This window comes from Pediococcus ethanolidurans (assembly GCF_964062635.1).
GTDB lineage: Bacteria > Bacillota > Bacilli > Lactobacillales > Lactobacillaceae > Pediococcus > Pediococcus ethanolidurans.
Genome location: NZ_OZ061250.1, coordinates 561,352 through 576,338, shown reverse-complemented (window position 1 = coordinate 576,338; position 14,987 = coordinate 561,352). Strand labels below are relative to the sequence as shown.

The 14,987-nt window shown below is 37.9% G+C and carries 11 protein-coding genes and 2 pseudogenes; 5 read left to right on the top strand and 8 right to left on the bottom strand.

Going from position 1 to position 14,987, the window contains the following annotated elements; genetic code table 11:
* Positions 1–125 precede the first annotated feature (125 nt).
* Positions 126–905, top strand: a complete 780-nt coding sequence (locus AB3219_RS02865; RefSeq protein WP_216754316.1) for a Cof-type HAD-IIB family hydrolase — start codon at positions 126–128, stop codon at positions 903–905.
* Between the two features lie 17 nt (positions 906–922).
* Positions 923–1,507, top strand: coding sequence for a uracil-DNA glycosylase family protein (locus AB3219_RS02860; RefSeq protein ID WP_260365414.1), 585 nt, complete (start codon positions 923–925; stop codon positions 1,505–1,507).
* A 212-nt stretch (positions 1,508–1,719) separates the two neighbouring features.
* Here AB3219_RS02860 and AB3219_RS02855 read toward each other — a convergent pair whose 3' ends face one another.
* Positions 1,720–2,481, bottom strand: a complete 762-nt coding sequence (locus tag AB3219_RS02855) for an IS3 family transposase (protein ID WP_260365413.1) — start codon at positions 2,479–2,481, stop codon at positions 1,720–1,722.
* Positions 2,478–3,014 (bottom strand): helix-turn-helix domain-containing protein, encoded by a 537-nt coding sequence (locus tag AB3219_RS02850; protein WP_253953646.1) that lies wholly within the window; start codon positions 3,012–3,014, stop codon positions 2,478–2,480. Before AB3219_RS02850 ends, AB3219_RS02855 begins: the two co-directional genes overlap by 4 nt.
* Positions 3,015–3,083: 69 nt before the next feature.
* Here AB3219_RS02850 and AB3219_RS02845 point away from each other — a divergent pair.
* The 3 genes and pseudogenes from AB3219_RS02845 (at position 3,084) to AB3219_RS02835 (ending at position 6,100) form a co-directional block, all read left to right on the top strand.
* Positions 3,084–4,689 (top strand): annotated as a pseudogene (locus tag AB3219_RS02845) (DNA topoisomerase).
* A gap of 120 nt (positions 4,690–4,809) precedes the next feature.
* Positions 4,810–5,025, top strand: a complete 216-nt coding sequence (locus AB3219_RS02840) for a hypothetical protein (protein ID WP_216754545.1) — start codon at positions 4,810–4,812, stop codon at positions 5,023–5,025.
* A 3-nt stretch (positions 5,026–5,028) separates the two neighbouring features.
* A pseudogene (locus tag AB3219_RS02835) lies at positions 5,029–6,100 on the top strand (hypothetical protein).
* 64 nt (positions 6,101–6,164) lie between these two features.
* On the opposite strand, the gene AB3219_RS02830 reads toward AB3219_RS02835, so the two are convergent.
* The 6 genes from AB3219_RS02830 to AB3219_RS02805 all read right to left on the bottom strand — a co-directional run bounded on the left by AB3219_RS02830 (position 6,165) and on the right by AB3219_RS02805 (position 14,979).
* Complete coding sequence (locus AB3219_RS02830) at positions 6,165–7,301, bottom strand: class C sortase (protein ID WP_216754546.1); 1,137 nt, start codon at positions 7,299–7,301, stop codon at positions 6,165–6,167.
* A gap of 97 nt (positions 7,302–7,398) precedes the next feature.
* Complete coding sequence (locus tag AB3219_RS02825) at positions 7,399–8,922, bottom strand: SpaH/EbpB family LPXTG-anchored major pilin (protein ID WP_367369281.1); 1,524 nt, start codon at positions 8,920–8,922, stop codon at positions 7,399–7,401.
* Positions 8,912–10,189 (bottom strand): pilin N-terminal domain-containing protein, encoded by a 1,278-nt coding sequence (locus AB3219_RS02820; RefSeq protein WP_216754548.1) that lies wholly within the window; start codon positions 10,187–10,189, stop codon positions 8,912–8,914. The genes AB3219_RS02825 and AB3219_RS02820 overlap by 11 nt, the downstream gene beginning before the upstream one ends.
* 2 nt (positions 10,190–10,191) lie before the next feature.
* Positions 10,192–12,834 (bottom strand): SpaA isopeptide-forming pilin-related protein, encoded by a 2,643-nt coding sequence (locus AB3219_RS02815; RefSeq protein WP_367369280.1) that lies wholly within the window; start codon positions 12,832–12,834, stop codon positions 10,192–10,194.
* A 54-nt stretch (positions 12,835–12,888) separates the two neighbouring features.
* Positions 12,889–13,767 carry an IS982 family transposase gene (locus tag AB3219_RS02810; protein WP_010500113.1) on the bottom strand — a complete coding sequence of 293 codons (879 nt, stop codon included), beginning with the start codon at positions 13,765–13,767 and terminating at the stop codon, positions 12,889–12,891.
* Between the two features lie 66 nt (positions 13,768–13,833).
* Positions 13,834–14,979, bottom strand: coding sequence for a KxYKxGKxW signal peptide domain-containing protein (locus AB3219_RS02805; protein ID WP_367369279.1), 1,146 nt, complete (start codon positions 14,977–14,979; stop codon positions 13,834–13,836).
* Between the last annotated feature and the right edge of the window lie 8 nt (positions 14,980–14,987).

The following is a 14,987-nucleotide window of genomic DNA, read 5'->3' as shown; positions in this document are numbered from 1 at the left end:
TATGTTGAGTTAACCTAGAGAAACATGTATCTTTTAAGTGTAATGAAAATTAAAAACGGTTACAATTCAAAAGTTAAATCAGTAAGTAAAACAAATAATTGAAACTAAGTAAGAGGAATAAAACTATGCAAAAGTACCAGGCAATTGTCTTTTTTGATTTAGATAATACATTATTGAATGAACAACACGGCGTAGATCCAGAAGTACTCACAGCTATTCGAACACTCAAGCATAATCAAGTTTTACCTGTGATTGCTACGGGTCGTTCGGCAGGTGTGGTGAGTGACATCATGAAATTGACAGAGATTAATTCCATTGTGGCGTTAAATGGTCAGTACGTGGCTTTGAACGGAAAACAAGTTTATTCACAGAGTGTGCCGATGCCATTATTAAAACGGTTCATCACATTTTCGGACGAGCATGGCATTGCACTTTCACTTTATGATGCTTACCATGAATGGGCAACAGGAGTTAACGCTGCCATGAAAAATGGCTATGAATTTCTGAATATGCCGTTACCACCTGTTGATAAACAACGTTTTGAAAGTAATCCAGTTTATATGATTTTGGCATTAACTGAAAATTCGAATGATGATGCATTAATTAAGGCTAAATTTCCAGAATTTGATTTTTATCGAAATGCTAAGTTTGCCATTGATATTGTGCTAAAGGGTGTCAGTAAACAGACCGGTATTCAACAAGCTCTAAAGGCAATTGGACAAACAGATGTACCAACGTTTGGCTTTGGGGATGGTCCAAATGATATTTCTTTGATGAACGCTGTCGATCACGGCGTTTCAATGGGTAATGGTGTTCCTGCAACTAAAGCTGCAGCTGAATTTATTTCAACTGATTTTCGTAAACATGGGATTGTCAATGGTCTAAAGCATTTTGATTTAATTTAAGGTTGGGAGGTAGACATGTGCAAACAGTAGATGAAATATTTAAGGCAGTTGAGGCAGATCCGCAAAACAAACAGTTTACAATGCAGAATGTTCACCCCTTGTACCACATTGAAAAAAATGCGGAAATTTTGATTATTAGTCAGGCACCCAGCAATAAAGCGCAATCAACAATGGTGTTTTGGAATGATCCTAGTGGAGATCGGCTGCGCTCATGGATGGGATTAAGCAAGGATGAGTTTTATCATTCCGGTAAAATTGCTGTAATGCCCTTAGATTTCTATTATCCTGGAAAAGGAGCTCATGGCGATTTGCCGCCACGTAAAGGTTTCGCAGAAAAATGGCACGAACCATTGTTACAATTGATGCCAAATTTACGTTTGAAACTTTTAATTGGTCAATATGCACAAAAATATTATTTGCAAAAACAGCGAAAACTTACACTAACTGATACGGTTCGTCATTTTCAAGATTACCTGCCCGAATATTTTCCGCTGGTACATCCTTCGCCATTAAATTATGGTTGGATGCATAAAAATTCTTGGTTTGAAACTGAAGTTGTTCCTGCACTTCAGAATGAAATCCATACCATTATGCATGACTAGGGGATTTCTGAACTTAAATTAAGTTAAAAGCTGTCTTGAAATTTACCTGATTGATTTTATAATGTAAGTAATCGCTTTAATTTAAAATGTTTAACGTTGTAAACTGAGGGATAGTGAATCTATGTATACATATATGAATTTAGAGACTGTGGGTCCCTGGATTGCCCAGTTAATGAAGTGCAATAGAAAAGTTAGACAAGTTAAATTTTGAACTAACCAATCATGGTCTGTTCCCGGTATTCAACTGGGGTCAGGCCATTTTGGGTTCTGGAGACTCGGGCATTGTTGAACCAATCAACGTAGCCGTCCACGAGCTTGCGCAAGCTGGTAAGGTCATCAATCCGATAACGATTCAGACATTCACGCTTCATCAGGTTAAAGAAACTTTCGATGGGGGCATTGTCATGGCAATTGCCCTTTCGGGACATACTCTGAACAATATTCATATCCTCTAGACGTTGCTGGTAAGCTGGCATCTGATACTGCCAGCCTTGATCTGAGTGAAGAATCGGCCGTAACCCGGCTTTAAGATGGTGTTGCAGTTCATCAAGTGTTGATTGGATTAACGTCGTATTTGGTGATGCGCTGACAATGGCGGCGAGAACTTCCCGACTAGCCTCGTCGGTAATCGATGAGATATAGCCCCACTCGCCGTTATAGAGTCGAACTTGGGTCACATCGGTGTGCAGCACAGTGAAGGGACGCTTGGCGTCAAACTGTTGCTTCAAAATATTGGGGGCGACTTTGCCACCCCTGCCCTTGTAGGAATGGTACTTGGACGTGTGCTTGGAGTAAATCGTAACCTTCAGGCCCATGTCGCTCATTAGGCGACGAATGGTCTCCTCGGCATACTTGTCTGCCTTCCTGTTTCGCTTGAGACGATCGTAGTAAGTCGCTCGCGGTAAGCGGAGTGATTTAAGCAACTCTTTGAGATCATATTGCGACCTTAACGAAGTAACGATACCCGCCTTCACTTTTGTTGAAAGTGCCTCGGTGAATTCTTCGTCAGGGTCGCGAGTGCTTTTAAAATATCACGATCCAGTTCCGCTTCGTGAAGCTTACTTTTGAGCTCCAAAATCTCCTGCTGGTATTTCTCTTCTTGAGTTGGCTCGAGTTTCTTGATTGGCTTGATTTTCTTGTGCTTACCCATGGCTGGTCTCCCCTTTCTTTTAGACCGCAAACCGGCCACTCCTTGGTCTCTCACAATACGATACCAAGAGTTGACTTGGCTGGGCGAGATGCCAAAGTGGGTTGCGGTTTGCGCACGGCTTACTTGATGTGTACGCACATACTCTACCACGCTAATCTTGAATGTTTGAGAATAATCTGTCCTCGTATGCTTAACTTTCAGCGAGTCAATGCCGTGAGCCCTAGCCTGGTTCACCCAGGTTTTGACAAATCCAGCGTGAGGGATTCCAAACTCTGTGCACAAATCGTTATAACTAATACCACCTTCGAGATACTTCGAAACAAACCTAACCTTGAATTCACTACTATACTTAGTCATAAGAAAAGCCCCACAATCATTAGACTTCTTGTCTAACAATTGTAGGGCACTTCAGATTGGTTAATTGGAATGAATGGTAGTCCCTTATACACCTTGTTATTAAGACAAAAAGGGGTACGTGGGGTGTACTCGATTGGTCGAGTACAGACGCCAACTTTGTATATGGTTTATCAAAGAGACCAGGCAATCAAAAACTTTAAGCCGGAACCCTATTTTGAACTAAATGCTGAAATTCTTGCTAATCAGCAAAAATTCGTCGCAAAATTAGACCCCTATCAGCGATTTAAAGACGAAACAGGGCTAATAACATTCATGCAAGTTAAACACGTTCAGAAAGGCTCACAGGCCGGTTTAATCAAGGACGTCCAAAAGCAAGGCAAAAAACGAGCTAGTCCACAACTATTCTCGCTATCTAGTCTCCAAAGTGCCATGAATAAACGTTATCACGCCAGCGCCAGCCAAACCTTAGCGGCTATTCAAAGCTTATACGAAGACAAACTGCTCAGTTATCCCCGAACGGATTGTGCTTATATCACTGATGAAGAATTTGGTTATTTAGTGGCTAATCTGACGAAGTATCTGGGTTTAGTCTCTAAGCCAGTCGCTTTAACCAATACCACCCCGAATAAACGCTATGTTAATGGGAAAAAGGTTGAAGAACACTATGCCATTATCATGACTAAAGTCGTGCCGACGAAAGAGAAGCTGGCCAGCTTGCCTAAATTACAGCAACAAGTCTACGACCTGGTTTTGAGAACGACGTTAGCGATATTTGCTGATCCGTACGAGTACGAGGAAACCACCATTATTACCCAAGTTGGTGACGCCAATTTTAAAGCAACCGGTAAGGTCCCAACTAAGCAAGGTTGGCAAGCTTTATTTGATGATCACAAAGCCGAACAGCAAGAAGCAGCAACCTTACCGCTCGTTCACCAAGGCGATCAAGTCCAAGCAAATCTGCAAACACCGCAAAAAGAAACGACACCACCGGTACCTTTTACCGAAGGTACCCTAATTACCGGCAATGAAGACCGCCGGCAAAACGCTTGATGATGAGGAAGCCCAGGCGATTCTTAAAGACGTGCAAGGCATTGGGACAAGTGCGACCCGGGCCAATGTGCTAGAAGTGTTAAAGAAACGTGGCTATTTAGTTACTGAAAAGAACAATCTCCACGTCAGTGAAGCCGGAATTACTTTATGTAAAGCGGTTGAACTCGAACCCTTGCTAACTAGCCCAGAAATGACGGCTAAATGGGAGCAAGCGTTACAGCAAATTAGTACCGAAGAACGTACCCCGGATAACTTTTTGAACCAAATCAAAAAGTTCGTGGCAAAGTTGATCGCTGATGTTCCCACGCAATTAACTGGCAGTGCAGCCATTAAGCAACAAATCGATCATCAGCAGCAAGCCCAAAAAGCCGCGGAGGTCTTCTTAGAAACACCGCAAGCGACCGTTTTAAATAAACAGAAGTTTTACATTGTAAAGCCTAAGCAAGGCGAAGACTTTACCCTGCCCAAGAAATGGAGCAGTAAAACCCTCGGTAAAACTGCGATCAAAGCCTTAATCACTAAGGGGGAAACCAGCAAACTAAAGGGGTTCAAGAGCAAAAAAGGAAAGTCGTTTGACGCCAAGTTAAAGCTTGACGGCCATAAATTAAGTTTTGATTTTGATTAGAACCTGCCTACCGCCCTACACTACGTTCCGGTTGGTGAACCCGTCATTTAGGTTCACTTTTACAATCCCAAAGTAAACCTGAACAACGGGTGAGATTAACAAAGCAAAGGAGATCATAAAATGAACCGTGAATTAGAAGTTTTAGCCAGTGAGTTACCTGTTTTGCAGACTAAAGGAACCTACAAGTATTTAAAAGAAATTACTGGAAATGGAGCTTACTATCAAGTGGCCTGGCAAAAATTAGTCGATGGCTATGTTGCCCTTTATGGCACGACCCCGATTCAAACAAGATCATTGCCGACATTGAATGATATTTTTGAAGATGAGGAGGGGTAGACAATGCCGAGTAAAGCCGACGTTAAAGCCTGGAAAGCACAATTGGTCGCCCAGGCTGAACAACAAATCCTAAAATTAACTGATAGTGACCAATTTAAAAAGTATCTCAATACCCTGGCTAAATTTCATCGTTATAGCGCCAGAAACATTGATTTAATTTATGCGCAAAATCCTCAAGCCACTCAAGTCGCCGGTTTTAAGCAATGGCAGACGGCTTTTAACCGCACCGTCAACCGGGGCGCAAAAGCGACTTGATACTACCGATGAGCGCGCCATTGTCGGTTATCGTTATCTACCCGTCTTTGATGTGTCACAAACTAGTGGTGAACCAGTGTTAAGTGCCAAGAATTTTGTCAAAGAAAATTTGGCCGATCATCAGAATGTGACAAGCTTGTATAACGCGTTCAAAGATTATTTAAACCAGCAACCTGACCTTCAAGTCAGTGAAGTGCCTTTAGCGACGCTAAATGGGGCTAAGGGGTATTTTCAACCCAGCACTAATGAAATCGTCATTGGTGGCGATGAGCCCGATAATGCTTTAAAATTGAAGACGTTATATCATGAATATGCGCATAGCCAGCTACACGGATTAAAATCAGCCTTTAAAGATCGACCACGAGCCTATCAAGAAACCCAAGCCGAAGCGGTTGCATATGTCGCCATGCAAAGCATTGGCGTTGATACAGGCAATTACTCCCTCGGGTATGTAGCTACCTGGGCCAAAGATAAAGCCGTGATCCATAGTGCTTTAAGTGAAATCCAGCAAGTTAGCAACAAAGTGATTGATCTTAGCGATGGCTTAACCAAACAATTAGGTTTACAAGAAGCAAAAAAAGAGCCTGAGCACGATTTAAAAAAGCTAGCAGCCCAGTCACTGAATAAGTCCTATCAAAGCTTGCAACAACAAGTTCAGCAAGCAACGAATCCACAACAAAAATCAGAACTAAAAAATAAATTAAATGATGTACACCAGAAAATCAGTAATCGAACGCAAAAACAGCTGCAAGCATTTGCTGAAGGAAATCCATCAATCAAACAACCCAAATCCGAACTGGATCAAAGTCTGAAACACTGAATTTAGTTTTCAAAAAAAGGGAAATCTGCCTAATGTTTCGGTAGATTTCCCTTTTTTTGATTGATTAATCATTGTGATAAAGTTTGAATAATGATCTATTTTTATCTTTTAAATACATTTTAGCTGTCTGCTGATGAAGTTTTTTAATACCAACAGTACACCCTATTTTATCATTAGGAAAAATTTCTTGAACGTGATACAATCCTCCTGGCAAGTTATTGAAGTTAACTTTGCCATCATTATCAGCTGTGACAATAAATTTTTTACCGTTTCGATAAATTGGTCTTCGTAATACACGTGTTTGTAATGCATAGGTAGTATTTTTAACAACATCACCTTGTTGACTTAAGCGATAAAAAATTAAACTAAATCGGTTCTTTCTTAACATTCCTTGGTGGATTAGTTTAATTATATATCCTAGAATTGCTAATAATAATAAAATAATGGCTATTAGGATTAATAACTGATTAGCATTATTTGCATTATTAGCATGGTTTACATCTTTTGCAATCTTAGGAGTATAAGGAATGCGGTACCCAGTTACCAATAGACGATGTGAATTTATCATGTAAGGGGTGCAGGTTAATAGGGTAGCTAAATCTTTACCAGGAATAATCTTTAAAACTGATGTCTGATTAGGCTTAACAACTTGTATTTTATAAACTTTATAAGCTAATTTCTTTTTGTATACTGTTAGAACAAAGATATTTCCCTTCTTAACATAATTCAAATCTGTAAATAGTTTTCTACTTGGTAGTCCACGATGGGCAGCAATTACCGTATGCGTGTTTTTACCTCCCAATGGAAATGAAGTCCCTTGCAATACTGTAGCACCATAATTCAAAGTCTCCGCATTTGTTGTATCAAAAAGGGGCATATTTGCCTTTATCTTGGGAATACTGATACTGCCAATTAAATGCTTTTTGAGAGAAACCTGAGTTCTTTTGCTGCTACCAGCAAAGGGATCATTTTCTGGGTGTAAACCATTTTCAGCTAGTCTTCGGTTCCTAGTTTCTAATGCTTTTCTTTTTTGAGCAGATAGCTCACTATTAGTTTTATCTACTTTGTTAATACGTTGTTGGTCAATATAATTATTAATGGCTTCTACATAGAAGGGATATAATGCGATAATCACTCCAACAGTAAAAATAATTACCATAATAATTTTTAGCCAATTATTAGATGCCTTTTTATGATTCATATAGTCGGTGTCCTTTATTAATGTTCGCTTATTAATAAAGATGAAGGGGTGCCAAATAATTATTGGCGTCCCTTCATCTTTGATCTAGAAATAATAATTAGATTTCTTCATGTTTTTTAATGGCTTTGTAACCACCAAAGGCAACAATCATAATGACAATACCAATGGCTAAAAAGATATAAATTCCCTTACCACCGGTACTTGGTAAAAGACCTTCTTTAGTGTTATCGATTGTGATCTTATTAGAATCGTCGAAAGAGCCTTTAGTGATACTAAATTTAACTGGGCTATCCAATTTCGCATAACCATCAGGGGCTTGAATTTCTAATAAGGCATAACTTTCACCAGAATCAAGCTTATCTGAATATGATAATCCCTTAAGTGCCACCAAACCATTTGTATCTGAAGTATACGTTGTGGCACCTGTAGCAGAATCACTCCAAGTATAGGAACCATCAGATGCCTGCGTAGCATAAGAAACTATATTACCATTACTATCTACTTTTACTAATTGAAATTTAGCACCTGCTAAGGTCTTATTACTTTGAGAATCTTTCTTAACAAATTGAGCTCCACCGGTATAAATTTTTGGCCCATTGGCCGGGGTAGAAGTTATATCTGTACCGTTACCAATATTTAGTGTAGCTGTATTACCGATCGCTGTATCAGGAGTAGCTTTATTGGTCAAAGTAGCTTTATAGGTAATGGTTAATGATTTTCCGGCTAAGGCTTGCACAGCTGCTGAAGTGGTCTTAAAGACAACTTGATACCCATTATCTTTTTTGTTAACTGTATAATCAGTACCTTTGGTTAAACCATCTGTAGATACAGTACTTGCATCTATATCAATGCCTGTATCTGGCTTATCAACAACATTGAAAGTGTCTTTATCCTTAATATTCCAAGGAACATTAACTGTGATATTATAGCCGAAGCTTTTACCATATTGAGCGTTGTAAATGGTAGATCCATCAGGTAATGTAACTGCTAAGTCCTTCTTAGAAGCTTCATCTAGATCCTTAGTAATTGGGGTACTCTTAACGTTCTTAGGATAAATTTGGATATCATGATTAATAGCTGATGTGTCAGACGTTTTATAAATCGGCATTGTCAAAACAATTGGTGCAGCTTGTTGAGTAACATCTGTAGGTGAATCGGTTTCGACAAACAAATAGGTTTGATAATTGCCATCACTATCTTTAAGATTCAAATTATCAAAAGCTGCAATACCATCTTCACCCTTAGAAGTAGCAGTTGTTTCTGCAGCAACAGCACTACCTGCATATGAGGGCAGATTATCACTATCTTTAGCATCAGATTGAATAGCAGTGACAGCATCTTGAGCAGAATCACCGCTCTTTCTTAATGATAAATAATGATCAGTTACATTGTAAGCTTTAAAGGTAACACCATTTAAACCAGTGCCACCAAAATCATTCATTATTTCACCAGTATTTTGCTTTGCTTTTTGAGCACTGTCAAATACCCGCTTATGCAAAGTGACCTTAACGCTATTATCAGTGTCTGCTGCGTATACTTTTTGTGGGGTTGCAAATGACAACAAAAGTAGTGGTAGGATCATAATTAACCCTGTAATTAACGATTTTAATTTACTTTTCATTCTTTATTTCGCCTCTTCTATGATTAAATACGTAAATAATTATTCCCAATAATATCAATGCTATTCCCAGTAAAGAAAATTTTAATTGTTGCTCCCCCGTTTGAGGCAATAATCCCTTTATTCCTTTGCGATTAGCATTATTTGTCTTGTAATTACCACCACCTTTATCAACGTAACCGGGTTGAGAACCACCATTTTTACTGTGACTTCCATTCCCTCCACTTTTACCATTTGTTATGGTGTTAGAAGAGAATCTCCTTTGACAATTATAAATTCGTAAATCACGGTTATAGTAAACAGACAAAGGAACTTGATAAGCAGATAAAGGTGGAATCCGAGAATGATTAACAATAATGTCCCTACTAAATCCTAAGTTGGTCAAAGATCCCGGTATCCAAACAGGTATATGACGAGCATAATTAGAAATTTTAAAGCCTTTGGCTGACTGAACTTCACTAAAGTAATATGTTCCTGGTGTGAGATCATACTTTCGTAATAATACCAAGCCACTTTTATGTGAGGATAATTTTAAAATCCGATAATCATTTTTAGGATCTGAGGAAGTTACCCAATCATTATTTATACCTAAATATTCTTTGCGATGATTATCTGCAAAACGATAAAATACAAATTTAGCTCCCCCTAAGGGAAATTTATTACCACAACTGTCTTTACCATATTTAAAGAAGTAGGGTGCCCTTCTAAGATTAGTAGCTTTTGTATAAATGTGAATAACTGACATTGGTTTCCCAGTGTTAGTGTCCCTAAATGGAAAACTAATAGAAATTGGCATCGCAAATGATTGCGTTCCATAATTATCGTTATTATTCTGTACAATTAGATAAGCTTTATAATCGCTACCATTAACATCAAATGTACTAATCCCAGCATTGTTTGTAGTGACGTTAAATAATTTATGCAGTTTATTATCGATAATAAATTTTTGAATCTTAGTAGGACTCATCACACCAATTTTTTGAAATAAATTCTCAGGCGAGCGGTTGTGTGTTAAATAATCAGTGTATTTGGTCGTTAAATCATAAACACTAAAGGTGGTGTTTACACCATCAACCATTCCATCATTGTAGTAATGCTCTTTACCATCGTTATTTACTTCAACAAAATTACCATCTTCACTAATACGATGATGTAAAACAATTTGAACATTATTTACATTGCTAGCTCCCTGAACTGGGAGCTTGATAATTGTCGAAATGCTAAGGAAGGTTAAGAATGTAATAACTATAAACATTAATTTCTTCATCATTTCTACACCTCCCATCTACGACGGGAGATGAATATTATTCCCGCAGCGGTAGTGATCATTATTATCAAACCAGTAACTAATATAATAGTGATTCCCGGACCACCCGTTGCTGGTAATTGGCCTGATGTGGGAGTATCAGGAATGGTTAAACTTATAGTATTATTACTATTGCCAGCAGTTAATTCAGAATTACTATCATATCCATCTGGTATAGTAACTTTACCGGTGTTATCAATGCTAAAATTAATGCCACTAGATAATGGGGCATAGTCAGTAGGAGCCTTAGTTTCACTGAGGACATAGTTACCTGGCTGAAGATTATTAAAAGTAAAAGTAGCCGTATCCCCAGACTCATCAGGTTGAATAGTTTGATTAGTATCAGAATTTGTTAATTGAAATTCAGCACCTTTAACTGACTGATTAGTTACTTTATCAATTTTATTAACTGTCAAAGTAAAAGGCTTAATATTATCATGCTTAGCATAGGTTAATATGTCATTACCATTTTGATTATTAACATAGAAACCATCACTGGAAGGTAATGTATTATTGCTTATTGGAGTTCCTTGCTGATCTAGCCATTGCCCATTTTCGGTTACTTGAAATTTAATGGTTGAAGCATCCAAAGAATAACCCACTGGGGCGGTACTTTCCTTTAATTCATAATAACCAGGCTTGATTGGAATGGGATTATCATTACCATTGATTGATTCAGGGGTAAATGAACTATCGGTTGCTTGCCAATTATCAGTATCTTTGACTAGTGTAAATTGTGAACCAGTTAAACTATTACCATCTGAATCAAATTTTTGTACGGCTAATCCCAGTTCATTATTTGTTATTGTAAAATTATTTAATACTTGGTTAATTGATGAAGAAAATCCTGCAACGTTATCTTCGCTTAAATTATAAGTAAAATCTTGACCTTGATTATTGAATTTAGGCAAATACACACTCGAATTATTATAAATTAATTGGCCAAAAGTTCCTGTCCAGTTTTGAGTTTTAGACAAACTACCAGTTGCCTGAGTCCAAGCATTATTATCTGTCGTATTGCCTCGATTAACTGTAAAATCAATACTATCAGGAATGTTATTATCATTTGGAAGCATATTCCATACTTTATTGATAGTTAATGTTGTCCCCGGTGCCTTAGCGGAAGGAATACCAAAATCTACTTGATTGCTAGGATCATCACCATTCGGGGTTAGAGTAGTTGCACCATTCATTTGATACCATTTATCAGGGACAAAATTATTAGACTCGGTGTTAATCCTCTCTTGATAATGGATCTGTACCTCTTGTCCCTTGCCTAAATTCAAATTGGAAACATTTAAACTTCCATTACTAATCTTGGCTGTTGGCAAATCGTCACTATTTATTGGTGTAGAACCAACACTTTTTACATCAGCCGTATCAGAATTATAATTAAATTGACTACCTAACGGATCAGAAATTGATCCGTTATTAATTGTATTAAAGTTTTTAATAACATCATTAGCCTGAGAATTTAAATAATTGGTAACATCAGTAGCTGATCCTGCAGAATCATATAAAGGATTCCCACTTGAATCATCAGAGGCCAGTAGTTTCATGCGCTGTTCGATTTGATCGGCATTTAAATATTTACCATCAGCGGTTAATTGAATGCCAAGAGCGTGAATTTCGTCATTCTTATCTTTAGCTATCTTAGCTTCACCCAATGTCGCAGCCCACGTATCACGAATTAGATCCCCAGAAGTCGTCCGGTAAGGCCAGCGTATTTTTGATGTGTTGCCTGGTTCATCAATTCTTCGTGTATTAAATGTATCACCGTAAACGGTATCATTGATGTTGCTAGACGTCTTTACCTTATAAGAAAAAGTTGGGACACCATCCGTCAACAAAATCATCATTTTCTTATTACTGCTAGTATCATTAGCCAACATTTGGGCACCTTGACGGATTCCCTGCTGAGTAAATGTTCCCCCCCAAAAATAATCATTAAGCATAGCCTTAATAGCGTTCTTATGACTATCACTAACAGAGCCCAAATCAGTTTTTACATAGCCGTGACCGTAACGGCCACCAACATATCCTGGACTAGAAAAACCAACCACGCCAACATTTACATAATTACTTAAGCCAGCGTTTTGAATAGTTGTCAGAAAATCATTTATACCTCTTCTAACTGCACCAACTCTATCTGTACCACCATTGACTGATGAGTTCATGGATCCAGACATATCAACGACAAGTACAATATCTATTGGTTTGATATCCTGTTGTTGATTGCCACGAACATTTAGATATAAATCATATAGACCGGGTGTATCAGTTTCTTTTGCATACTTACGAATAGCGAAATCTGGGTTACTTGTGTCTGTACCATATTTTATATAAGAGTTGGTAGTATCCGTAGAATCTCCGCTCCAACTAGTATTGTTATCCCAACTTGTGCTGGTTCCTCCCTGCGGATTAATGACATCCGTCTGATTGGGATCAGTAAGATGCCAATTATTCGTAGGGTAGGTGCCACTGCTATCCGTTGTATATACAGGAGATATATTCTTATAATCAGCACTAATATTAATCCCGCCTAACGAAAGTGTTATTAAGAATGCACATAGAGTAGTTATAAGAAAGAAAAAAATTTTTTTTATCATATAAACTCTTCCAATCATTCTGATTGCATAAATATAATATGTATACGCGTGGTGCTAGTTCGTCATAAAATCAAAAAAGCCTAAATTGTATACCAATATCGTCAATTCAATCTTTAATTGAAAACCAAATAGACTACGGGTGAGATTGGTTTCAATCCCAAATTGCTGGGCTAAAATTGAAAAGCGTGACTCTATTGTCCGCCGTAACGCCTTGAGTTGACGTTTATTATGCTGTTTAGCACCTTTCATATTAGAACGATAAGGCGTCCATAAGTTATAGCCTAGGGCTCTAAAACTGGTCTTGAGTTTTTTCCCAACATAACCAACATCGGCCAAAATATTGGGACAAGGACAACCGCTAATTAGCTCAGGCGCTACCTTAGCATCATGAACTGAGGCTGCCGTGATCACATAATTCAGAATATAGCCATTAGCCGTGACGACCATGTGGGTTTTAAACCCATAAAATGGCATTTTCTTGGTGGCATTATAGCCAATGTTGGCCTTCCCAGCAAAAATTCTAACTCTGAAATTACGAACTTTGGCACATAGTGGGTTGGGTAAACTGTCGATAATCGCTAGGTCGCCCGAATGAGCATAATCCTTAGTGATACCTGAGCGAATGGCATTGACTACTGCCAGTAATTGTTGCGCGCGGCGGTTGAAACGTGAACGTGATACCACCATTTGCCGCGGCATAAACGCTGCCATCAGATAATAGAAGCGGCGTTGCGATTGAATTCCCAGTGTGACTTGTAAGCACAGTAAAGCTAAAAGTTTAATATCAGTAATTTTAGTATGTTCAACGTTGCGCCGCTCAATGACGCTACGCGGACAATAACGCTGATAAAGTAATGAACATAACTGGTAAAAGTAATGGAAACTAACTTGTAATTCGTGACGATTTTGCTTAAACTTGAGGTGGTTCAACACAGTTATTACTCCTTTTAAGTTTTGTCACTTATGAGTCTAACTGGGTTGGACTTTTTTGTTAAATTTCTAAATGTTACAAACTAGCACCACACGTACTTGTGTAGAAATATTTTGATCACCATTTGGAATATCAGTAACGTTAATGACGACAGTAGGGCCATTTTCTAAATGAGATATTCCCTTGATCGTAATCGGCTGAGCAGCACTCAAATATTTAAATGGAACATTTACATAAATAATTTGTGTTCCAGTTGCTACTTTCGAAACATCAACATAGCGATTATTCATGTCATCATAATTTGAAATAACACCTTTTGACTGAGGAGTACTAGCATAACTGGTGGATGCCTTTACTAGTTGCTGAAATACATCACTAAAATCAATATAGGTCTGCCCATTGGTATCTTGATAAACATCTTCAGGTTTTAAATTATCCATAGTGATACCATTGATCAAGACCTTGTTATTTTCAATTGATACACTAACATCTTTACCTAATACTACATGATTAAATGTTTTATTTCTAAAAGCGTTACTTTGAAGATTTTTGGCCAGTTGTTGAATGTAATAAATATCACCGCTAGTTAAATTGTATGAATCACCACGTGTACCAAAATCGTTAGAGCCATTTAAAATTTTAACAGCTAAATTACCATTAGTATCCGCTGATAAACTAGCTTTATTTGCAAAAATATGGAACAAAGAGGCTAATTTTAAAACACTGTTAGTATTTAGGTTGTTAATATCAATTCCTAAATTTTTTAAATAAGTATCATCACTAATGGAAGTAGCTGGTTGGACACTATCAGATGATAAGGCCAAGTTTTCAAGATTGCCTTTCTCTTCTAAATGATTGATAACAAGTGAAGATTTAATTTTTTTTGAATTATCAGTTGATGTGACAGGTACAGTAGGATTCTTGCTGGCGGCACCAGTATTTACTGAATCATCAGTTGATGTGACAGGTACAGTAGGATTCTTGCTGGCGGCACCAGTATTTACTGAATCATCAGTTGATGTGACAGGTACAGTAGGATTCTTGCTGGCAGAGCCAGTATTTACTGAATCATCAGTTGATGCAATAGTCACAGTACTATCTGCTTTTACAACATATGTACTTTCACTTAACCCAACCCCTAAAGCAATTACAGTAACTGCTGCAAAAACCCATTTTTTGCCATCTTTATACATCTTGTAATGTTGTTTTTCCATAAAACAAG